At 70.9% G+C, this 20,995-nt stretch carries 17 protein-coding genes and 1 pseudogene; 9 read left to right on the top strand and 9 right to left on the bottom strand.

All coding sequences use genetic code 11. From position 1 onward, the window contains the following. Window positions 1–32 precede the first annotated feature (32 nt). The 3 genes from KI385_RS01910 to KI385_RS01920 all read left to right on the top strand — a co-directional run bounded on the left by KI385_RS01910 (window position 33) and on the right by KI385_RS01920 (window position 3,225). Window positions 33–1,259 carry a beta-ketoacyl-[acyl-carrier-protein] synthase family protein gene (locus KI385_RS01910; RefSeq protein WP_238570494.1) on the top strand — a complete coding sequence of 409 codons (1,227 nt, stop codon included), beginning with the start codon at window positions 33–35 and terminating at the stop codon, window positions 1,257–1,259. 303 nt (window positions 1,260–1,562) lie between these two features. Continuing rightward, window positions 1,563–2,951: an SDR family oxidoreductase gene (locus KI385_RS01915; protein ID WP_238570495.1), complete on the top strand. Its 1,389-nt coding sequence runs from the start codon at window positions 1,563–1,565 to the stop codon at window positions 2,949–2,951. Further along, a complete protein-coding gene (locus tag KI385_RS01920) occupies window positions 2,944–3,225 on the top strand; it encodes an acyl carrier protein (protein ID WP_128510200.1) in 282 nt (93 codons plus the stop codon). Before KI385_RS01915 ends, KI385_RS01920 begins: the two co-directional genes overlap by 8 nt. A gap of 60 nt (window positions 3,226–3,285) precedes the next feature. Here KI385_RS01920 and KI385_RS01925 read toward each other — a convergent pair whose 3' ends face one another. Continuing rightward, window positions 3,286–5,661, bottom strand: a complete 2,376-nt coding sequence (locus KI385_RS01925; protein WP_238570496.1) for an MMPL family transporter — start codon at window positions 5,659–5,661, stop codon at window positions 3,286–3,288. 203 nt (window positions 5,662–5,864) lie between these two features. Between KI385_RS01925 and KI385_RS01930 the strand changes: the two are divergent. Both KI385_RS01930 and KI385_RS01935 read left to right on the top strand, forming a co-directional pair. Next, window positions 5,865–6,677 (top strand): annotated as a pseudogene (locus KI385_RS01930) (endonuclease/exonuclease/phosphatase family protein); the annotation flags it as partial. Window positions 6,678–6,758: 81 nt separating this feature from the next. Then, complete coding sequence (locus KI385_RS01935) at window positions 6,759–7,202, top strand: hypothetical protein (RefSeq protein WP_238577535.1); 444 nt, start codon at window positions 6,759–6,761, stop codon at window positions 7,200–7,202. Here the strand turns inward: KI385_RS01935 and KI385_RS01940 are convergent. From KI385_RS01940 to KI385_RS01950, 3 genes are all read right to left on the bottom strand, one after another. Then, window positions 7,118–8,017 carry an ArsR family transcriptional regulator gene (locus KI385_RS01940; RefSeq protein WP_238570497.1) on the bottom strand — a complete coding sequence of 300 codons (900 nt, stop codon included), beginning with the start codon at window positions 8,015–8,017 and terminating at the stop codon, window positions 7,118–7,120. The two genes, KI385_RS01935 and KI385_RS01940, sit on opposite strands and share 85 nt — an antisense overlap. Window positions 8,018–8,259: 242 nt before the next feature. Beyond that, entirely contained in the window at window positions 8,260–9,528 is a 1,269-nt protein-coding gene (locus KI385_RS01945; protein WP_238570498.1) for a M20 family metallo-hydrolase, read from the bottom strand. Continuing rightward, entirely contained in the window at window positions 9,525–10,661 is a 1,137-nt protein-coding gene (locus KI385_RS01950; RefSeq protein ID WP_425356850.1) for a diaminopropionate ammonia-lyase, read from the bottom strand. The genes KI385_RS01945 and KI385_RS01950 overlap by 4 nt, the downstream gene beginning before the upstream one ends. A gap of 144 nt (window positions 10,662–10,805) precedes the next feature. Here KI385_RS01950 and KI385_RS01955 point away from each other — a divergent pair, with 144 nt between their 5' ends. After that, a complete protein-coding gene (locus KI385_RS01955) occupies window positions 10,806–11,738 on the top strand; it encodes a LysR substrate-binding domain-containing protein (RefSeq protein WP_238570499.1) in 933 nt (310 codons plus the stop codon). Between the two features lie 94 nt (window positions 11,739–11,832). Here the strand turns inward: KI385_RS01955 and hemC are convergent, their stop codons facing one another. After that, entirely contained in the window at window positions 11,833–12,768 is a 936-nt protein-coding gene (gene hemC, locus KI385_RS01960; protein ID WP_238570500.1) for a hydroxymethylbilane synthase, read from the bottom strand. Window positions 12,769–12,856: 88 nt separating this feature from the next. Here hemC and KI385_RS01965 point away from each other — a divergent pair, with 88 nt between their 5' ends. Beyond that, window positions 12,857–13,513 carry a maleylpyruvate isomerase N-terminal domain-containing protein gene (locus tag KI385_RS01965; RefSeq protein WP_238570501.1) on the top strand — a complete coding sequence of 219 codons (657 nt, stop codon included), beginning with the start codon at window positions 12,857–12,859 and terminating at the stop codon, window positions 13,511–13,513. Window positions 13,514–13,693: 180 nt separating this feature from the next. Here the strand turns inward: KI385_RS01965 and KI385_RS01970 are convergent, their stop codons facing one another. The 3 genes from KI385_RS01970 to KI385_RS01980 form a co-directional block, all read right to left on the bottom strand. Continuing rightward, window positions 13,694–14,398, bottom strand: coding sequence for a class F sortase (locus KI385_RS01970; protein WP_238570502.1), 705 nt, complete (start codon window positions 14,396–14,398; stop codon window positions 13,694–13,696). A 129-nt stretch (window positions 14,399–14,527) separates the two neighbouring features. Beyond that, window positions 14,528–15,379 (bottom strand): hypothetical protein, encoded by an 852-nt coding sequence (locus KI385_RS01975; RefSeq protein WP_238570503.1) that lies wholly within the window; start codon window positions 15,377–15,379, stop codon window positions 14,528–14,530. Window positions 15,380–16,260: 881 nt separating this feature from the next. Then, window positions 16,261–16,998, bottom strand: coding sequence for a Mut7-C RNAse domain-containing protein (locus KI385_RS01980; protein WP_425357055.1), 738 nt, complete (start codon window positions 16,996–16,998; stop codon window positions 16,261–16,263). Window positions 16,999–17,316: 318 nt separating this feature from the next. Between KI385_RS01980 and KI385_RS01985 the strand changes: the two genes are divergently transcribed. Both KI385_RS01985 and KI385_RS01990 read left to right on the top strand, forming a co-directional pair. Further along, complete coding sequence (locus KI385_RS01985; protein ID WP_238570505.1) at window positions 17,317–18,606, top strand: bifunctional GNAT family N-acetyltransferase/ATP-binding protein; 1,290 nt, start codon at window positions 17,317–17,319, stop codon at window positions 18,604–18,606. A 193-nt stretch (window positions 18,607–18,799) separates the two neighbouring features. Beyond that, window positions 18,800–19,996, top strand: a complete 1,197-nt coding sequence (locus KI385_RS01990; protein ID WP_238570506.1) for a cytochrome P450 family protein — start codon at window positions 18,800–18,802, stop codon at window positions 19,994–19,996. An 87-nt stretch (window positions 19,997–20,083) separates the two neighbouring features. On the opposite strand, the gene KI385_RS01995 is transcribed toward KI385_RS01990, so the two are convergent. Beyond that, on the bottom strand, window positions 20,084–20,845 hold the full coding sequence (locus KI385_RS01995; protein WP_238570507.1) for a chitinase: 762 nt from the start codon (window positions 20,843–20,845) through the stop codon (window positions 20,084–20,086). Between the last annotated feature and the right edge of the window lie 150 nt (window positions 20,846–20,995).

Consider the following 20,995-nt stretch of genomic DNA (forward strand, 5'->3'; position numbering starts at 1 on the left):
GCTGGGGCAGGTGTGCTGATGGTGGGGGCCGGATGAGCGCGCGGGAGGTGGCCGTTACGGGATTGGGGCTGGTCACGCCTGCGGGAGTGGGGGTGGCCGCCACATGGCAGGGGGTGCTGGGCGGCGAATCCGCCGCAGCGGGTGATCCGGCTCTTGCTGAATTGCCCGTGAGTTTCTGTTGCCGTGTGCCCGACTTCGATGCGGCGGAGCGCCTGGGGCGCCGGTTGTCCTGGCGCTTGGACCGGTTTGCGGCGATGGCCCTGGTGGCTGCCCGTGAGGCGGTGGCGGATGCCGGTCTCGGCACGGGGGGCTGGGATCCCATGCGGGTGGGTGTGGTCCTGGGCGTCGGCACGGCGAGCATGGAGCGTTACGAGGCGGAGTTCCACAAACTCGCCGGTGGTCGGGCGACCGATATTTCGCCGTTGGCCATTCCTCGCAGTGTGCCGAACATGGTCGCCGGCGAGCTGGGGATGGATCTGCGGGTTCGCGGACCGAATTTGACGGTCAGTACGGCGTGCGCGTCGGGTGCGACCGCTTTGGGTACCGCCCGGCAGTTGCTGCTCGCGGATGTCTGCGATGTCGTGGTGGCAGGCGGGAGCGAATCGCTGTGCAGTCGCGTTCCCGCGGCGTGTTTCCACCAGATGGGTGCGCTCTCGCGCCGTGGTGACGATCCTGCCGGCGCCTCCCGCCCCTTTGACGCGGAGCGTGACGGGTTCGTCCTGGCGGAAGGGGCCGGGGTGCTCGTTCTGGAGCGGGTGGAGCATGCGCGGGCCCGCGCGGCCAAGGCCCGGGCCTATCTGGCGGGGTACGGGGCATCGTGCGATGCGTACCACTTCACCGCGCCGCACCCCGAAGGGCGTGGGGCGGTCGAGGCCTTGGAGGCCGCGTTGGGCGATGCCGGGATGGAGCCGGGGGACATCGACCATGTCAATGCGCATGGCACCTCGACGGTGCTGAACGACCGGGCCGAGGCGCGGGCGTTGCGCCAGGTGTTCCGTAGGCCGCCGCCGGTGACCGCGGTGAAGGGCGTGCTGGGGCATTCGGCCGGGGGTGCGGGGGCGATCGAGGCGGCCTGCACGGTGTTGACGCTGCAGGAGCAGGTGGTCCCGCCGACGGCGAATCTGCAGTGCCTTGACCCGGACATCGATCTGGATGTGGTCAGTAAGGCTCCGCGGCAGCTGCGGATGTCGGCGGCGGTGAGCAATTCGTTCGGCTTCGGTGGGCAGAACGCTGTGCTGGTGTTTCGCGCGGCGCCATGAGGAAGGCAGCGAGGAGAGGGATTCGAGGCGGCTGGGCACGGGGCCGCGTCCACGCTCCGCGACGGCTGCGACCGCTACTGCTGCGGCCGCCGTCGCCCTTGCCGTCCTTGCCGCCCTTGCGGATCCCGCTGCGGCTCCCGCTCCCGCGAGTTCACGCGAATGCTCGATGGCGCCTGTGTGCCTGTTCACCAACAACTCGACATACGCGTATAAATAAGACAATCGCCAGTAAGCGGGTGTTGTGGTGCGTGGCTCGGCGGCCCTGCCGTGTCGTGGCCGGCACGCGGTCGAAGGAGTGAATCGTTGATCACGGTCACCGGTGCCACCGGCTTTCTCGGAGCACATCTGCTTGCCGCGCTGCTGCGCAGGGACGACCGCCCTGTCTGCGCCCTCGTACGGGATGATCCGGCCACGGCTCGGGAGCGATTGTCGCGGGCGGTGCGCAGCACGGGTGCCCGCTGGGAGGAGGCCGAGTTCCAGCGGCGGGTGACCCCGGTCAAGATCGATCTGCCCGCGCCTCGGCTGGGCCTGTCCGCCGAGGACCACCACGCCCTGGCGCGTCAGACCCAGGAGCTGTGGCACTGCGCCGCCGACACCAGCCCGCTGGGACCGGTGGCGGCGCTGCACCGATCCAATGTGGAAGGCACGGGCCGCGTCCTGGAGCTGCTGGATGCCGGTGCGCGCGAGACGCGGCTGTTTCACATCAGTACCGCGTTCGTCGCCGGCGAACGGCGCGAGGGCATTGTGCTCGAGGACACGCTGGACGAGCGGTACGGGTTCGCCACCCTGTATGAGGAGTCCAAATACCGCGCGGAAGTACTGGTGCGTGACTGGTCGCAGGAAAAGGGTCGGCCGGCGGTGGTGTTCCGCCCGAGTCTGCTGGTGACCGACCGGTCCGCTCGTACGGGTGAGCCACGGCATTGGCTGGCGGTCCAGGCTGCGCGGACGAGCCTGCTCGGGCGGCAGGGGCCCGCGCTCGTCCTACGCGCATCCGGTGTGCCTGCCGAGGACGTGACGTTCCCCTATAGGGCGCGTGTGCCGGGTCGGCCGGATGCCGTCGTCAATCTGCTGCAGGTCGACTGGGCGGTGGCGGCGATGCTGCGATGCGCCGCTCGCGAGCCGGACGAGGCAGGTGGCGTGGGCGGCGCGAAGGGCGTGAACAGCCCGAGTGGCCCGAGCAGTCACAGCAGTCACAGCAGTCACAGCAGCCAGGGTGACCCGAGTGGCCTGGACCGGACGAACGGCCTGCTGGTGACGACCTATCACGTATCGCACCCTCAAGACAGTTCGGTGCCGTGGCTGATGCAGATCGCCCTGGAGTCGTGCGACTGGCTCGACGTCGAACTGGATCCGGAGCTCACCCCGGAGCGAATGAGCCCCCTGGACCGGTCCCTGATGCGACTGGCCGCCGGGCTGGATCCGTACTGGTGGTCCCGCCGTGGCTACGACCGGTCCGGGCTGGAAGCCGCGACGGCAGGCCTGGAGCCGCCGGCGGAGCTCTCGGCGCAGTACGTGCGCTCGGGCATGACGGCGTCCTCTTCGTCTGCCGGTTCCGCATCCGCCGGTACTTCACCTGACGGCACTTCACCTCCCGGCACATCGCCTGACAGCACTTCACCCGCCAGCACTTCACCCGCCGGTACTTCATCTGCCGGTTCCGCACCGAAGGGAGCCGTGACGGCTCATGTCTGATTCCTACACCGCGATCTGCGAGGCGCTGACGGAGACGTTCGGCGTCGAGCCGGCTGATCTGCGGCCCGATGTGAGTTTCGAGCAGCTTGAGGTCGACTCACTCGCGCTCCTTGAACTCGCCATCGTCATGTCCGAACGCCTCGGCGTGACCGGGGAGGCCGACCTGCGTCCCGCCACGACGCTCGGTGAGGCGGCCGAATTCGTCGACGCGCTCCGGTCGCCGTCCGGCATCGCGGGCGGGGCCGCACAGGAGGCTCGGACCACGGCCGGGTGAGTGGTGTCCGCTCCCCCACCCACGCGACAGCCGTAGCCGGCGGAAGCAGTCGTCCGACCGTCACTGCTGGGGTGCTTGGGCAGGCGTAGGCGGTGGAGCGGCCGGAGGCTGTCCGGGGCCGACAGGAACACTGGCGGGAGCGCTGGTGTCCGGGTCCGCGAGGGGCTGTGGGCCGCGACGTCGTCGATGTCGAGGCGACCGGGTAGGGGCCGGGGCCCACCAGTTGGCGCGCCCGGCCAGTCGCATCACCGCCGGTACGAGCACGCCCCGCACCGCCGTGGCATCGACGACAACGGCCAGCGCGAGGCCGAACCCCAGCTCCTTGAGCAGCAGCACGCCCGAGGAGGCGAGTGCACCCATCGCCACGGCCACGGCGAGGGCGGCCGCGGTGAACAGGCGGCCGGTCCGGGCAATGCCGTGGACGACCGCCTCCGTATTGTCTCCGGTGGCCCGGTAGTGCTCCTGGATACGGGAGAGCAGAAACAGTTCGTAGTCGACGGACAGGCCGAATGCCACGCTGAACAGCAGCAACGGAATGGTCATGTCCAGCGTGCCGGTGGCGGTGAAGTCACCCACCAGCCAGCGCAGATGGCCGTCCTGGAAGACGTGGACGATGCCCCCGAGCGCCGCGGTAAGGCTGAGCGCTGCCACGGCGAGAACCTTCAGCGGGATCACGACGCTGCGGGTGAACCAGAACACCACGGTCATGGTCCCCGCCGCGATCAGCGCCGCCGCCAGCGGCAGTCGGCTCGTCAACGCATGGCGGGCATCGACGACTTGTGCGGCCCAGCCGGCGACATGCCCGGGGCCGGGGGACGGCAGACCGCGCACCGCGTGGACCAGGTCGGCCGCGCGCTCCGACTGTGGGTCGGGCACCATCGACACCGTCGCCACGGTGCCGCGCTCTCGGCGGTCGGGCGGTGGCGTACGGGGATGGGAACGGGCACGGGGATCGGGAAGGGCGCGCTGCGACCGAGCCTCGCCCACCCGTCGGCCGCCCACGTACCGTCCCGTCACCGTCACGGCACCGCGGACACCCGGCAGCGCGGACAGCCTGCGCCCGTACGCATCGAGCGCCGCCTTGTCGACGTCCGGATCGGCCCGCGGCAGTACCACCGCCAAGGTGCCCTCCGGAGGCGTGCCCCATTCCCGGCGGACGAGATCGGCCGTCGCATGGGCCTCGACGCCGGTCGGCAGAATCCTCTCGTCGGCCAGCCCCAGACGCCCGTGCCCGAAGGGCAGCACCATCACCGTGAGCAGCAGCATGCAGGCCGCTCCCCACCACAGCGGGCGCCGCGTCACCGCCCGGGCCACGGCACGCCACAGCGGACTGTCCCGGCCGATCGTCGGCGGCGGCGCCCACCGCACGCGTGCCAGCGGATCCAGTGACTCCACCCGCGGTCCCCAGCACGCCAGAACGGCCGGCAGCACGACGACCGCCGTCAGCGCCGCCAGGACGACCACCGCCATGCCTGCGTACGCCATCGAGCGCAGGAACGAGAAGGGAAACACCAGCAGCGCCGCCAGGGCCGCGGTTACCGTGCCCGCCGATACCGCGACCGTACGCCCGGCCGTGGCCACACTGGCCTGCGCGGCCGCGCGCGGCACGAGTCCGCGCGCCCGTTCCTCCCGGAACCGGGCCACGATGAAGAGCGCGTAGTCCACCGCGAGCCCAAAACCCAGTGCGCCGACGAGGTTGACGGCGAATACCGAGACATCCGTGACGGCGGTGAGCGCCCGCAGGACGGCCAGGGCGCCCACGGCCGACAGCCCGCCGACCACCACCGGCAGCAGCGCCGCCGCCAGTGACCGGAACGCCAGGGCCAGGATCGCGAACGTCAGCGGAGCCGCGATCAGCTCGGCCCGCACCAGGTCCGTACGTGCCTGCTCGGTGGACTGTGCGAGGCTCCAGGCGGGCCCGGTGGCCCGGACCGCGAAGAGGCTCCCGTGTTCGGTGTAGCGCGGCACCAGCCGCTGCGCCGTGCGGGCGGTGTCGGTCTCGCTGCCGGACAGATCGGCCAGCACGAGAGCGGAGCGGCCGTCGGCCGAACGCAACGCCTCGTCCGCCTCGGTCCAGTACGAGCGCGCCCGGGACACGCCCCGCTCGGCGGCCAGCCGCTCCGTGATACGACGTCCCGCCGCTTGCACCGCCGGGCTGTCCAGCGCGCGCCGGGACGGCCGCAGGACCAGGACAAGTTCGGGCCGATCGGCCCCGAAGCGAGTCGCCCACGCCTCGGCCCGCGCAGACGGCGTCCCGGACGCGGTGAATCCCCCGACGGAGAGCCGCTCGGACAACCCTGACGCCGCGCAGGCGAACACGATGCACAGAAGTCCGGCCACGATCAGCACCCGGCGGGGAAACGCCACACACCAGCCGCCGAACGAGCGCTCCCGTCGGCCGCCCCTTTTGCCGTCTCTACTCGATTTCGTCCACATTCCCGCCATGTTCCAGCCGCGCTGCCGATGAGGGCATGTGACGCGCCGCCACCCCGGCTGCATGGAGCAGGCGGCGGAGCCTACGGCCATCTCGTCGCCCCATGCCACCGCGCCCTGTTGCAGGATTGCACCGACGGACCTGGGGAGACCGAGGAGCCCGGGGAGACCAGAGAGACCACGGAGAGACGGGGGCGGGGCAGCAGATGCGCGTAGTGACATGGAATGTGTGGTGGCGGTTCGGCCCGTGGGAACAGCGCAGAAAGGCCATTCTCACGACGCTGCGCGACCTGCGGCCCGACATCGTCGGGTTACAGGAGGTGTGGGCCGGCGGCGGGGAGAATCTGGCGGAATGGCTCGCCCAAGAGCTCGATATGCACTGGACGTGGGCCGCCTCAACGGCGCCCGAGCGATGGCAGAATCGGCTCGGTGACTCGACGCTGGACTTCGGCAACGCCGTGCTCAGCCGCTGGCCCCTCATCGACCGCGCGGTGGCCCGGCTGCCCTCGGCGGAGGGCGACGACGACGGCCGGCTGGCCCTCTACGCACGGGTGGACGCGCCGACACACCAAGTGCCGTTCTTCACCACTCAGTTGACCTCGGATCTGCACGCCTCGGCCGTACGCTGCGCACAGGTCACGGCGCTGGCCGCATTCGTCGCCGCTCACCGCGGTGGGACCGGCTTTCCGCCGGTGGTCACCGGCGATTTCAACGCCTGGCCGGACTCCGACGAGATCCGGCTGCTCGGCGGCTACAAGACCGCCCCCGCCGTTCCCGGCCAGGTCCTCCTGGACGCCTGGGAGTACGCCGATCCGGCGGCCCCCTCGGCCACTTGGGATGCGGCGAATCCGTACATCGCGCCCGGCGGCGACCCGAGCGTACGGGTCGACCACATCCACATCGGACCACCGGGGCCCGGCGCTCTCGGCGCCGTCCGCTCCATCCGGCGTGCGGGCGACGCGCCCATCGATGGCGTGTGGCCCTCCGACCATGCGGCAGTGGTCGCGGACCTGACGGACGCCCCACGGGAAACCGACCAGCCGAAACGCCCGCTACAGAAGAGAACAGCAGAAAACAGAACAGAAGCTGGAGGCAACCACGTGAACGAGCCGCTGTACGTACGGTTCCAGGGAACCACGCGCAGCCCGAGAGGCCACTTCCCCGGCATCTTCGCCCTCGCCAACGGGCTTGCGCGGGACGGCAGGCTCAGCGAAGCGCAGTACCGGATCTGGCGCACCGGCAACGACTGGTACGACGCCAACTACGCCAACCCCTCCGACCTCGACCCCACGGTCTACGATCGCGAACTGCACCCGGGCGCCGTGGCGTGGTTCAAGACCACGGCCGTACATCTCATCGACCGGGTGGACGGCTACCTGGAGCTGCTGGCCCACCATGAAGTGCCCTGTGAGCGGATCGAGTCCGCGAACCCGGGAAGGATCATTTACGAGGACGACGATCAGGTCGTGGTGGTGCCGTGGGAGCCCGACCGCCCGCTACCGCTGGGACGGACGGCGGCCCAGGAGGAGGCCACCGGGCCATGACTTGCGACCCATGACTCTCGGTCCATGACTCGCGGCCGTCCTTGCGCCGAGATCCATCTGTCACGGCCCTGGGTCACCCCTTCCGTCACGCGGCCGGCGCCACTGTCCCACCCCAGGCTGCGCTCGATGGGGTAGACCAGGACCGGCGGCAGCTCCTGGTCCCTGAGCATGATGGGGCTACGCCAGCAGAAGAAGGACGGGATCAGCCGCAATCCGCGCCCGCCCAGGTGGAGTTCGCGATCCGCACTTGCGGTACGCAGCTCCAGTACGGGCGACTGCCAGCACAGCTCCGGGTTGAGGGTGCTGAGCAGCCGCTGCACTCCGCCCCCTTGCAGGGCCTGGCTGCGCACCGACCGGTCCGCCTCGACATGACTGCGGAGCTGGGTCTCGTACGGCTCGATGGCCGCGGTGTAGTAGTCGCGCACCGCGTCCGCGATCCGAGGAAGATTGCGTCCGGTCAACTCGCGTATCCACAAAGGGGTTTGGTGGGCACGAGCGAATCGCCCGAGGTCGGTGCGAAGCCGAGCGCGCGAGGTGGCCGCCAGACTCTGCAGGCCCTCCTCCAGGCCGCGGGCGGACGCGTCGGGGGTGAGGAAGTCGGGGCTGTAGCCGCGTGGTGGCGCGAGTGCGAGCAGTCCGCGCGCCGGTCCGTCGAGCCGGGACAGCGTCCGCTGCCGCCAGCGGGTGAACGTCGCGGCCCCGTGGCGACCCTGGAGCACATGCAGACTGAGCAGCACCTCCCACAGCGGGTCGGGCCGCTCGGCTACATACGTCCTGGCAAGATCTTCCACGCTGAAGTGAATGCGCACGGCCATCCGTGCTCCCCCGTCTCCCCGGTCACCGCTGAACGGCGGCACCCTAACGGATTTCAGCGCACGACTTGCCCGTACACGGTCAAGGAACCACTCCGCACGTCGGCGGCCGAAGCCCGACAGTTCCCCAATTCGGCCCTGTTCGCGGGGTGTTGTGGCACCTCATGAACGCGTGGCGGCCGGCGCGTGTCCCACCGGACTCCATCGGCGGCAGAACCCGTGGGGCACAGCCACTGCCCCGGCGATCACTCCTCGTCGGCAAGGCGCAGCAAGGCGGTTGCCAGCACATCGACGCCATGCGCGCAGGCCTCGGGAGTGGAGTACTCACGCGGATTGTGGCTGATGCCGTCGTACTCGCCGCGGACGAAGATCATGGCGGTGGGGCAGAGGGCAGCGATTTCCTGGGCGTCGTGTCCGGCACCGGAGAGCAGGGAGATATGGGCGAGACCGTGGTCGTCGGCGGCCCGGGCGATGACCTTCTGTACGCCCTCGTCGAAGGGGACATGGGCAGTCCTGGCCATCCGGCGGGTGGCGATCGAGAGTCCCGGCTGCCCGGTTTCCAGGGTCCGGAGGAAGGCCGCGAGATCCTCCTCGGCGCGGGCCATGGCGGCGTCGTCGGGGTTGCGCAGGTCGACGGTCAGCTCCGCGCGGGCCGGGACGATATTGGTGAGGTCCGGGTGGACGATGAGGTGTCCGACAGTGGCGCGCAGCTCGCCGTACGAGCCGGAGTCGACCATGGCGCGCAGCCGCACGATGAGCCGGGCCGCCGCGAGTCCGGCGTCGGCGCGCAGTTCCGTGGGCGTGGTACCGGCGTGTGCGGCGCGGCCGTGGAAGGTGATCTCCTGCCAGGAGATGCCCTGGACGCCGGTGACGACGCCGACCTCGACCCCGGCCCGAGCGAGGACGGGCCCCTGCTCGATGTGGCACTCCACATAGGCGTGCGGGGCGTCGAGACGCTCGTCGACGGGGCCGGCGAATCCGGTGCGGGCCAGCTCGTCGCCGAGGGTGGCGCCGTCGCGGTCGGTCAGGGCGTGCGCGTAGGCCGCGGACAGGCGGCCGGCTGCGACCGCGCTGCCGAGCATGTCGGTTCCGAACCGGACGCCTTCCTCCTCGGTGAAGACGGCGACCTCCAGGGGGCGGCGGGTGGTGATACCGCGCTCGTTGAGGGTGCGTACGACCTCGATGCCGCCGAGCACACCGAGGCAGCCGTCGAATGCGCCGGCGGTGGCGACGCTGTCGATGTGGGAGCCGGTCAGCACGGGGCGGGCGGCGGGGTCGGTACCTTCCCGGCGACCGTAGACATTGCCCATCCTGTCGATGCGTACGGACAGCCCTGCCTGCTCCATCCAGGAGATGACCAGGCGCCGCCCGGCCGCGTCCGCGTCGGTGAGCGCCAGCCGGTTCACCCCGTGCAGGCCGGTGCGCTCGTCCTCGTACGCGCCGATCTCGGCGAGGTCCTTCAGGGACTGCCACAGGCGGTCGCCGTTGACGTTGATCAGGTCGGGGTTGGTCATGACGGGTTCTCCTGGTGGTGCGGGTTGGCGGCGGTGCCCTCGGTGTTGAGCAGGACGAGGGTGGCGGCGGGGTCGAGCGACAGGGCGGTGCGGCGGGCGTCGGCGCCGTCGCCGGTGAGGGCCGCGCGGACACCGGCGAGTGAGGCGGCGCCGCAGGGGCCGGAGGAGACGCCGAGGGCGGCGAGGTCACGGGCCGCGCGGGCGCTGTCGGCGTCGGTGACGGCGATGGCGGCGTCCAGCCCGTCGCGGAGGTAGGGCCAGGCGAGGGCGGAGAGGGTGCCGCAGTTCAGGCCCGCCATGGTGGTCTCGCCGGTCGCCACGGTGACCGGCGCCCCCTGGACGAGGCCGGCCAGGGCGCAGGCCGCCGTCTCGGGCTCCACGGCGAGCAGGGCCGCGGGGGCCGGGCCGGCGGGGCGGCTGCGGTAGTGGGTGACGGCGGCCTGGGCGAGCGAGCCCACCCCGACGGGTACGGCCACGAGTCCGGGCAACTCGGCGCCTGCCACGGCCAGTTGGGCGTCGACCTCGGCGAAGAGGGTCGAGTAGCCCTCCACGATCCACCTCGGGATCTGTTCGTAGCCGGGCCAGGCGGTGTCCTGGACGAGGACCGCGTCCGGCGCGCCGGCCACCGCACGGGCTGCCTCCCGTACCGCGTCGTCGTAGCCGCCGGCGACCTGGGTGACCTGCGCCTCTTCGGCGGCGATGGCGGCCACTGCGGCCGGATGGACACCCTGCGGTACGAAGACGTGGGCGCGCTGCCCGAGCCGGCGGGCCATTCGGGCCACGGCACGGCCGTGATTGCCGTCGGTGGCGGTGACGAGCGTGACCGGACCGGCCGGCACCTGTTCGGCTGCCCGCTCGGCGAGGGTCCGGTGGACCGCCCAGGACGCGCCCAGCGCCTTGAACGCGGGCAGGCCCAGCCGGCACGACTCGTCCTTGACGAAGACCCGGCCGATATGCAACTCGGCGGCCAGGGAGGGGAGTTCGACGAGCGGAGTGGGTGCGTATTCGGGCAGTGAGGTGTGGAAGTCGTACACCGCCGCGGGGGCGGGCGGACAGGTCCAGGCCCGGCCGCCGGAGCGTGCGAACCAGGGCTGCGAAGGGCGGAGGGAAGAAATCGAAGCAATCTCAGACACAGGAACAGCGTGGGGCCCACCCCATAGCTCGGTCCAGCAAATGTTTCCGATCTATATTCATCAGCGATAGTGACCAATCGCCCGAGGGGGGCCTCAGGTTCCCTGCGCACCGGCCCGGCCCGGCCCGGAAGGAAAGACCCGCCGATGTTCGACCTTCACCGACTGCGGCTGCTGCGTGAGCTCAAACACCGCGGCACACTGGCCGCCGTCGCAGCCGCGCTGTCGTACAGCCCGTCCTCCATCTCCCAGCAGCTTTCGCAGCTGGAGTCCGAGGTCGGGGTGGCGCTGCTGGAGCCGGTGGGCCGGCGGGTGCGGCTGACCCAGCAGGCGGAGATCCTCGTCGCGCACACCGAGGCGGTGCTCGAACGCCTGGAACGTGCCGAGGCGGAGATCGCCACCTCCCTCACCGATCTCACCGGCACGCTGCGCCTCGCGTCCTTCCAGACCGCGGCCCTCGCCCTTGTGCCCCGCGCGCTCACGCTCCTGCGCGATGTCCACCCCGGGCTACGGGTGCATGTCACGCAGATGGAGCCGGAGAACGCGCTGCCGGCGTTGCTGGCCCGCGACTTCGACCTGGTCATCGCCGAGGAGTACCCCGGAAACCCCAACCCCCGGCCGGCCGAACTGGAGCAGGAGGACCTGTGCCACGATCCGCTGCGGCTGGCTCAGCCGCACCCGGCGGACAGGGACTCGGCGGACGCCGCAGGGCCGACGGCGCGGCTGCGCGCACTGTCCGGGCACCCATGGGTCATGGAACCGGAGGGCACCGCCGCCCGGCACTGGGCCATGACGCTGTGCCGCAACGCGAATTTCGAGCCTGACGTACGGTTCGAGTCCACCGACCTCCTCCTCCACCTCCGGCTCGTCGAGCAGGGCCACGCCGCCGCGCTGCTCCCGGACCTCGTATGGCACGACCGGCCGGCGACCGTCGCCCTGCAGGAGCTCCCCCGAGGCCATCGGGCACGCAGACTCTTCACCGCGGTGCGCCGCGGCCGCAGCCGGCACCCCGCCGTCCAGGCCTGCCGGCAGGCCCTCCAACAGGCGGCCGGCACCATCCCGGGGCGGGCCGCCGGCTAGCAGCCGGTCCTGGAGACCAGCGGGCCTGCACGGGCGGTGCGCAGCCGGGTGACGGCCGTCTGCTCGGCCCACCGGCCCTCCGGGGGCACGGGCTTCAGTGCGCGATGCCGTCGATCAGCTCGCGCGCGCCCTGACGCAGCAGCGCGACCGCCACGGACGTGCCGAGCGTCTCCGGGGTGAGCGGTCCGGCCCATTCGTGGGCGTTGAGGACCGTCTTGCCGTCCGGTGTGAAGACACAGGCCCGCAGGGACAGTTCACCGCGGCGGTCGGTCCTCGCGTAACCGGCGATCGGGCTGTTGCAATGGCCCTGCAGGACGTGCAGCAGCATGCGCTCGGCGGTCGTCTCCTGGAACGTCCGGGGGTGGCCCAGGCCGCTGACGGCGTCGATGGTGTCGGTGTCCCCCTCGCGGCACTGGAGAGCGAGCACACCGGCGCCGATGGGCGGGCACATCTCGTCCACGGACAGGATCTGGGTGATCACGTCCGTACGGCCGATCCGCTCAAGACCGGAGACGGCCAGCAGCAGTGCGTCCGCCTCGCCGGCCGCGAGCTTCTCCATCCGGCGGTTGGCATTGCCACGCATCGGCACACACTGCAGGTGGGGGTGGGAGGCGGCGAGCTGGGCGATCCGGCGGACCGACGAAGTGCCGATCCGGGTTCCCGCGGGGAGTTCGTCGAGGGTGAGCCCGCCCGGGTGGATCAGCGCGTCGCGGACGTCGTCGCGCTCCAGGAAGGCGGCGAAGGTCGTGCCGGCCGGCAGCGGGCGATCGCCCGGGATGTCCTTGACACAGTGCACCGCGAGGTCCGCCTCACCGGCCAGGAGGGCGGCGTCGACCTCTTTGGTGAACGCCCCCTTCCCCTCGACCTGGGAGAGGGCACCCATCCAGCGGTCACCGGTCGTCTTGACCGGGATGACCTCCGTGGCGATACCGGGGTGCAGCGCACCGAGTTCGGCGCGGACGCGCTCCACCTGGGCCAGGGCCATGGGCGAGTCGCGGGAGACGATTCGGATCAGTTCAGGGGCGGACATGCGCCCACGATAGACCGTCAGTTCCTCGCGACGGCCACCAGCAGGCCCGGCGTCTGCGACTCTCCCTCGTGCGCGGTACGGTCCCCGCATGTCCCGATCAAGTGAAGCCGCACTCCCGCTGTCCCCCGTCACCGCGGACGATCTCGACCGTGCCGTGCAGCTCGCCGTGACCGTACTGCGCGAAGCGCCCCCGGCGGCCTGGGCCGACAAGGCCGGATCGCTGGAGTGGGACTGCTGGGAGACCGTCGAGCACCTCAGTGACGACCTCTTCGCGTACGCCGTCCAACTGGGACCCAGGAAGCCGCCCTTGGACGGGAACGTGCCCTTCGTATGGGAGAGCCGGCGGCCCGGTGGCCCCTCGAACGCCGTGCACGCCGACCGTGCGGCGGGGCCCGCCGGGCTGTTGCAGGTGCTGGAGGCGAGCGGCGCACTGCTGGTCGCCATGGTGCGTACGACACCGCCGGAGGTCCGCGCCCACCATGTGTTCGGGGTGTCGGACGCCGAGGGCTTCGCCGCGATGGGGGTCGTGGAGACCCTGGTGCACACCCATGATCTGGCGGCGGGGCTCGGTCTCGCCTGGAGCCCGCCTGCCGATCTGTGCGCGCGGGTGCTCGCCCGGCTGTTCCCGGACGCCCCGCAAGGCGGCGACCCCTGGCTCACCATGCTGTGGGCGACCGGACGCACCGAGCTGTCGGGGCGTCCTCGCCTCACCGGTTGGCGCTGGGACTCAAGCGTCCGGCGATAAGTCCCGGGCGCTTGCGCCGGACAGGTGAGCCGGCGTCATCGGCCTTTCCACGGCCCCCTTTTCTGCGACGGTCCGCCCACCGGAGCGGCCGCCCCGCCGTCAACCGCTCCGTCGACCGGTTGAACGCGCGCACCTGACCGCTCCCCTCGCGGGAGCGATCAGGTGCGGGGCGGAGCCTTGTCAGGCGCGTCTGAACGACGCGAGGTGGGCGAACACCACAATGTTGTCGACGTAGTCCTTGACCTTCCTGTCGTACGCGCCGCCACAGGTGATGACGCGGAGCTGCGCGGTCGGAGCATCGGCGTAGACCCGGTCGCTGGGGAAGTTCGCCTTGTTGAAGGTCTCGACGGTGTCGACCTTGAAGGTCGCCACGACGCCGTCTTCGCGGGTGATGTTGACCGTGCTGCCGGGTTTGAGTGACTCCAGTTGCAAAAACACCGCCGGTCCGGTCTTGGTATCCACATGGCCGGCGAGGATGGAGGAACCGCGCTCGCCCGGCGACGCGCCGTCCTTGTACCAGCCGACGAGATTCCTGTCGTTCGGGGGCGGCGCATTGAGCTGTCCGGTCGGCCCGATGGTCAACGGGGTGAAGGGTGCGTCGACGGCGATCTCCGGAATCGACAGCCGCTTCGGCGCGGAACGGGACAGGGCCAGACCGGGAGCCTGGGCGGCCGCGGAGGAGGTTGCCCTGGGCGTGGCGGAGACGGCCACTGCGGAGTGGGACTGCGGCTTGGAGTCTGCCGAGGTGTCAACGGAGTTGTAGACGAGGAGGGAGCCCAGCAGAAACGCCGCCGCGGACCACAGCAGGCCGCGGCCGATGGGGCGGGACGCGGGGGCGGTCCGGGGTGGGTTCGTATTCCGCTGGGGCGACTGCTGGGCGGTCATGTAACGGTGCCTTTCATGAACGGGCAACGGCGAGGCGTGAGGGGACGGCGGAAACGCAATCGCCGCGGCCACCGTCCACGAGGAACGGTGGCCGCGACGGCACTGCGGCCTCCGTAGGGGGCAGCCTGATCAGACCGCCGCAGAGCCCGAGGCGGTGCGGCGACGCAGCATATAGGCACCGGCGCCCAGCCCACCGAGCATCAGCACGGAGCCGGCAGCCATGCCACCGCCGGTCGCCAGGCCGCCTCCACCGGTGTGAATGCCGCCGTGCGGCCTGCGGTGGTCGCCGTACCCACCGTGGTCGCGGTCGCCGTAGCCACCGTGGTCGCGGTCGCCGTAGCCACCGCGGCCGTGGTCGCGACCGCCGTCACGGCCACCGTCACGGCCACCGTCACGGCCGTGGTCGCGGCCACCGTCGCGGCCGTGGTCGCGACCGCCGTCACGGCCGTGGTCCCGGCCACCGTCACGGCCGTGGTCGTCGCCGTAGCCGCCGCCCTGGTCCCAGTCACCGACCACGATCTTGGCCATGGCGCCGCCACCGGTGTGCACGCCACCGCTCGGCCTCCGGCCGTCACGGCAGTGGCCACGGCCGTAGCCGCCGTAGCCGCCGTGGTCGCGACCGTAGCCGCCGTGGTCGCGACCGCCGTCGCGACCACCGTCACGGCCACCATCGCGACCGCCGTCACGACCGCCGTCACGGCCACCGCCACGGCCGTGGTCCCGACCGCGGTCCCAGCAGTTGTCACGGCCGTGGTCGCGGCCACCGCCACGGCCGTGGTCACGGTCGCGGCCGTTGTCACGCCCGTTGTCACGGCCGTGGTCCCGGTCACGGTCGCCGTTCCTGTCGTGGTCGAGGTTGCTGGAGGAAGAACCACTGTCCGAGGCAATGTCCTCCGTGATCATGGCGTTCGCTGCAGGAGCAGAGATTGCGAGGACCGCCGTAATGGCGGCCGAGGCGAACAGGGTGCGAGCAGTGCGCATGGGGACATGTTCCTTTCGGCGCGACTGCGAAGGCTGACTCTTTGTCGGCTCATCGGATCGCAGTGGCGACGTGATCACCGTCAGCCGGATTGCGACCGCGCACCACCGGAGAATGTCGCATTCGAGGTACGCCGTGGGCTCTTCGAGTGGCGGAAGGCGGAGGATTCACCCATTGGATGGCGCGCGTCGTCGGCGTGTCGCGTAACGAGTGGGCTAGGGGCGTTCCTGGCGGGCCGATTCAGCGCTGAACCGAGCGCGGAGAGCGGCTCTCTCCGCGACACGCCGAGAGCCGCTGACAGCCTTGCTCGCTCTGCCGCGTGCGGTGCGGCCCGGCGCATGCGGACATGGATGGTGCCCGCGAGCCGCCGAGCGGCTCCTCGCTCGGGTTCCTGCCCGGAGAGCTCGCCACCGCGGCGGCGCGGCCGTACGGAATGGGGAGCCATAGCCCGGACCGTCCGGCTCGATGGGCCCGCCGCACTCGTCGAGAACTCGTCGAGAACTCATCAAGTGCAGCGAACTCCCCTCGCGACAGCGTCCGTTGGCCGCGAATCACGGAAAAGAGCTCTCCGGAAGATGAGTGGCCGGCCGGGCATCGCCCAACACTCCTTGCCCGCCGCCGTGTTCGGCGAAATGACGACCAGATCCTGAGCGGCGGCGCCGCACCGGCGAAGCGGCCTGGTGACGCATCGCCCCGGACCGCTCTTCGTCGACGACACCGCTGCCCTATCGCCGCCACCCCGCCCCTGGGGATGACGGGCCATCTGCATACGAACACCGAGGAGACTCTCACCCGGATTGCTGAATTCGTACGGCCGATGGGCTCAGCCGGCGGGCGGTTTCCGGTTTCGCAGGAAACATCGAGGGTCGCGCCGCCATGTGGTTCAGGTGGCGCTGTCGCGGAGCGCCTGTTCGACGATCGCCTCGAGCCGGGCGTGGTGCGCACCTCGCCAGTAGACGCGGCCGCAGGCAGTGCATTGCGCGAAGACGTCATACGTACGCTGAGTGCCGTGCTGGAGGTGTTCGCGGACCGAGTCCTTGTCGGCGTCCGTCAGGGGGCCGTTGCAGGCGGTGCAGCGCGTCCATGGAGCGAGCGTGGGGGCGAAGCGCCCCAGTACGTCGGGGAGTTGGTCGTCGGGCCGGTCGCTGTAGATGAACCCGCCCGCCCAGATCTCCCGACGTCGCAGCAACCCCCGGTCCCGGGAGAGCAGCACCCGCCGCTCCTTCGCGGAGAGCGCGGCCAGCGCCGCATCGCCGGGGTCCTCGTTGGTGTACGCCGCGTCGACACCGAGCAGTCGCAGCCTGCGCGCCAGCGTGCCCAGGTGGACGTCGAGCAGGAACCGCAGCGGCGCGCCGGGGATCCGCTGCGGACGCTCGATGGCGTACACCTCGATGTTCTCGCCGGCGCGCGGGATGTGGGAGACGGACACTTCAGCACCGTCCACGACCAGTCGCCCGACCTCGGTGAGCGGGACGCCGAGCGACTCGACGACATGGCCGAGTGTCGATGACCCGTCGGTCACCACGGGTGTACGGGCGGCGCTGTGCTCTGCCGCGACGAAAAGGTGCAGCTCAGGGGCGAAGCTGAAGTGGGTCTGGGGTCCGTTCACGCCACACAGCATGTCATCGGGCAAGCCGCCCGAGCCAGCAATTTCCGCCGGTCACAGGCGTGCCGGACAGGCTTCCCGGACATCCGTGACGGCACCGCGAAGACATGGCGACGACACCCCGGCGAGCGGCGGACCCATCGTCGAGCCGCCGGCCGAGCGGCTCGCGCGACCGCATGCCGCCTTCCGACGGCGGATCCGGTGGATCTGGCTACATACGGACCGTAGCGGTCCGCGCCGTGGTTTGTTCACCGTGGAGCAGGACCCGCTCCCCTACCGCCCCTAGCCTCACTGCCACCACATCACCAACATCACCATTGAGGGGCGGTACCGGTGAACTGGCTCATCCACGACTACCGCGAGAACGATCTCGCCGAAGTGGTCCATCTGATCGACTCCACGGCCGAGCTCGGGCAGGAGTCCGTCTTCTCGCTCGCCGAGTGCATCAGTGCGCTGACCTCGCGGCAGCCCGCCGTGGTGGCCGTCCACCAGGGCACTCCCATCGGGATGGCGCTCGCGTGCGTGGCGGGTGAGCGGGGCTGGGTGATGCGGATCGCGATCTCTTCGGCCTGGCGTGGCCGGGGGCTGGCGAGTGCGCTTCTGGTGGAGCTGGAGCGACGGCTGATCGCGGCCCGGGTGAGCCGTATCGCCTACGTACTTCCCGAGGAGGACCTGCTCGGGGAGGGGCTGCTCAACGCGGGCTATACGCGCCAGCCTGCCGTGGCCTACTTCGAGAAGGTCGAACCGCACCACGGGCCCGCGGCCAGCCTCCTGGAGGACCTCGGCGGGCGGTTCCTGCCCGCCGACCTGTGGGCCAAGGTGGCCGGCATGGAAGCGGAGAAGGACCTGATCGAGCGGCGCGTCGTCCTGCCGCTGGCGGAGCCGGAGCGCGCCGCCCGGCACGGGGTCCGGCCGCCCCGGGCGATCGCCCTGTTCGGCCCGCCGGGGACCGGGAAGACCACCTTCGCCCGGGGTATCGCGGCCCGGCTCGGCTGGCCGTTCGTCGAGCTGCTGCCGTCCCGGCTGGCCGATGAGGGCAATCTCGCGGCGGCGCTGCGCAGCGCGTTCGCCCGGATCGCGGAGCTGGAGCGGGTGCTCGTCTTCATCGACGAGGTCGAGGAGATCGCGCCGGTCCGCAGCGAGCCCGCGCAGCCGGGTGGGCTGCACGGGGTGACCAATGAGCTGCTCAAGCTCATACCCGGTTTCCGGGAGCGGGACGAACGGCTGCTGGTGTGTGCGACCAACTCCATCCGTTCGCTCGACCCGGCGTTCCTGCGCCCCGGCCGGTTCGACTACCTGATTCCGATCGGTACGCCGGACCCGGCGGCCCGCTCGGCGATCTGGTCCCGCTACACGGACGGCCGGGCCGCTGTGGATGTGGCGAAGCTGGTGGCGGCCACCGAGCTGTTCACCCCGGCCGACATCGAGCACGCCGCCCGGGTGGCCGCGCAGGCCTCGTTCGAGCGGGACCTGGAGGCGATCGGCGTCGGCGCGGGCCCTCACGGGCGCCTCGGGGCGAGCACCGAGGACTATCTCGCCGCCATCGCCCAGTGCCGGCCGACCGTCACCCCGGCGATGATCGACGAGTTCAGCGCGGACATCACCGCGCACGCCCGCTGCTGACGGCGGGGCACCCCTACCTGGGACGACGGGGCGCCTGTCCCCACGGCGGAGGCCGGAGCACTGCAAAGGGAGGACACGGAGCGGTGCGGCTCCTCCATTGGGCCGATGTTGACGCCGGAGCCTCGTACGTACGGTGATGCGCAATGCCGGGCGAAGTGCACCATCGGAAATCGTCGAAAGGGACAGGCAACGCATGCCGGACATCATCGATCTGGGCGCCTACGGTCGGGACTTCACCACGGACCCTTACCCGTACTACGCCAAACTGCGCGCCCAAGGGCCGGTGCACCATGTGCGCATCCCCAGCGGCCAGGAGCTGTGGCTGGTCGTCGGCCACGAGGCGGTCAGGGCCGCGCTCACCGACCCTCGCCTCAACAAGGACTGGCTCGGCGCCGGTCTGCAGAGCGAGGCGGGCGACGAGTCGGCGCTGTTCACCAACATGCTGGACGCGGATCCGCCCCATCACACCCGGCTACGGAAGCTGGTGGCCAAGGAGTTCACGTCCCGGCGTGTCGAGGCGCTCCGGCCGCGGGTGCAGCAGATCACCGACGAGCTGCTCGACGCCATGCTCGACGCGCCCGACGGCCGGGCCGACCTCGTGGAGGCGCTCGCCTTCCCGCTGCCCATGACCGTCATCTGCGAACTGATCGGCGTCCCCTCCCTGGACCGGGAGGCCTTTCGCGCCTGGTCGAACGAGCTCATCGCGCCGACCGGCCAGGAGGCGGTGCGGGAGGCGACGGTGGCGATGTCCGACTATCTCGTCGGCCTGATCGAGGCCAAGCGCAAGGCCCCCGGGGACGGCCTGCTCAGCGCGCTGATCCGCACCAGCGACGAGGACGGCGACCAGCTCTCCCGGGAGGAACTGGTCGGCACGGCGTTCCTGCTGCTGGTCGCCGGTCATGAGACGACGGTCAGCCTGCTGTCCAACGGGGTACGAGCCCTGCTGGAGCACCCAGCCCAACTGGCCGCTCTGCGGGCCGACCCCTCCCTCCTCGACAACGCCGTCGAGGAGATGCTCCGCTATGACGGCCCGGTGGAGACGGCCACATCGCGCTTCACCGCAGAGCCGGTCGAGATCGGCGGAACGCTGATCCCCGCCGGCAAAACCGTGCTGATCAGCCTCGCCTCCGCGTCCCGGGACCCCGAACGCTTCGCCGCCGCCGATGACTTCGACATCACCCGCGACGCCCGCGGACACGCCGCCTTCGGGCACGGTATCCACTTCTGCCTCGGCGCGCCGCTGGCTCGGTTGGAGGCCCGGATCGCCATCCGGTCCCTCTTGGAGCGCTGCCCGGACCTTGCTCTGGACGCCGAGGCCGACGCCTTGACGTGGCGCACCGGGATGGTCATCCGGGGTACGGAGCAGCTCCCGGTGCGCTGGCACATCTAGCCCGAACGAGCCCGGCCCCGGCCAAGGTGCCGTTCCGCCGACAGCCGTGTCGGCCCTACCGACCGCGCTGTCGGCCCAAACCCCGCGTCAGCAGCTCAAGTTGTCGCCAGGTGTGGTCCCCAGGATCTGCACAAAGCTCTTGTAACTGTTGATCCTGCTCTGCACCTGGTCGGGGTTGCCGCCGTTGCATTCGAGGGAGCCGTTGATGCTGCGGATGGTCTCGCCGAAGCCGGCGCCCGTGACCATCGCGTTGTGCGGGGTCATGGTGCCCGGACCGGTCTGTGTGTTCCAGTACCAGAGCGCGGTCTTCCAGGCGACGGCGGCGTCCTGCTCGACCAGATAGGGGTTGTTCAGCAGATCGATGCCGAGGGCATCGCCGGCCGCCTTGTAGTTGAAGTTCCAGCTGAGCTGGATCGGCCCGCGGCCGTAGTACGCGGCCTGACCGGCAGGGCACCCGTACGGCTGGCTCGCGTCGCAGTAGTGGGGGTAGTTCCCGGTGTTCTGCTCCACCACGTGGACGAGGCCGCCGGTCTCGTGGCTGACATTCGCGAGAAAGGCCGCGGCCTCCTGACGCTTCACCGTGTCGCTCCCGGTGTTCGCGAACTCCGGGTAGGCGCTCAGGGCAGCGGTCAGTCCGCTGTACGTGTAGAACGAATTCCGGTTCGGGAACATCTGGTTGAACTGCGCCTCACTGACGACGAACCCCTCGGCTCGCGACTCCGCGCCGGCCGGGGCGGCACAGGAGGAGGAGCAGCCCGCCGTGGCTGACGCAGGCGCCGTTGGCACGACGAGGGCTATGCCCACGGCCACGGTGGCAGCGCTCAGCAGGGCGGCGATACGTGATCTCATTGCGGTGACTCCTTCGCACGGCCGATTTCCGGGCGGGGAGCGGCCGTTGTGGGGGGACTGCCTGCTCACGAATGACGGCGAGCGGCGGCTGGGAGTGACTGCGGTCTAGACCAACCACAGGCTATGGGCGCCCCATTGGGCATGTCCAGA

Source organism: Streptomyces inhibens, assembly GCF_022221585.1.
GTDB classification, from domain to species: domain Bacteria; phylum Actinomycetota; class Actinomycetes; order Streptomycetales; family Streptomycetaceae; genus Streptomyces; species Streptomyces inhibens.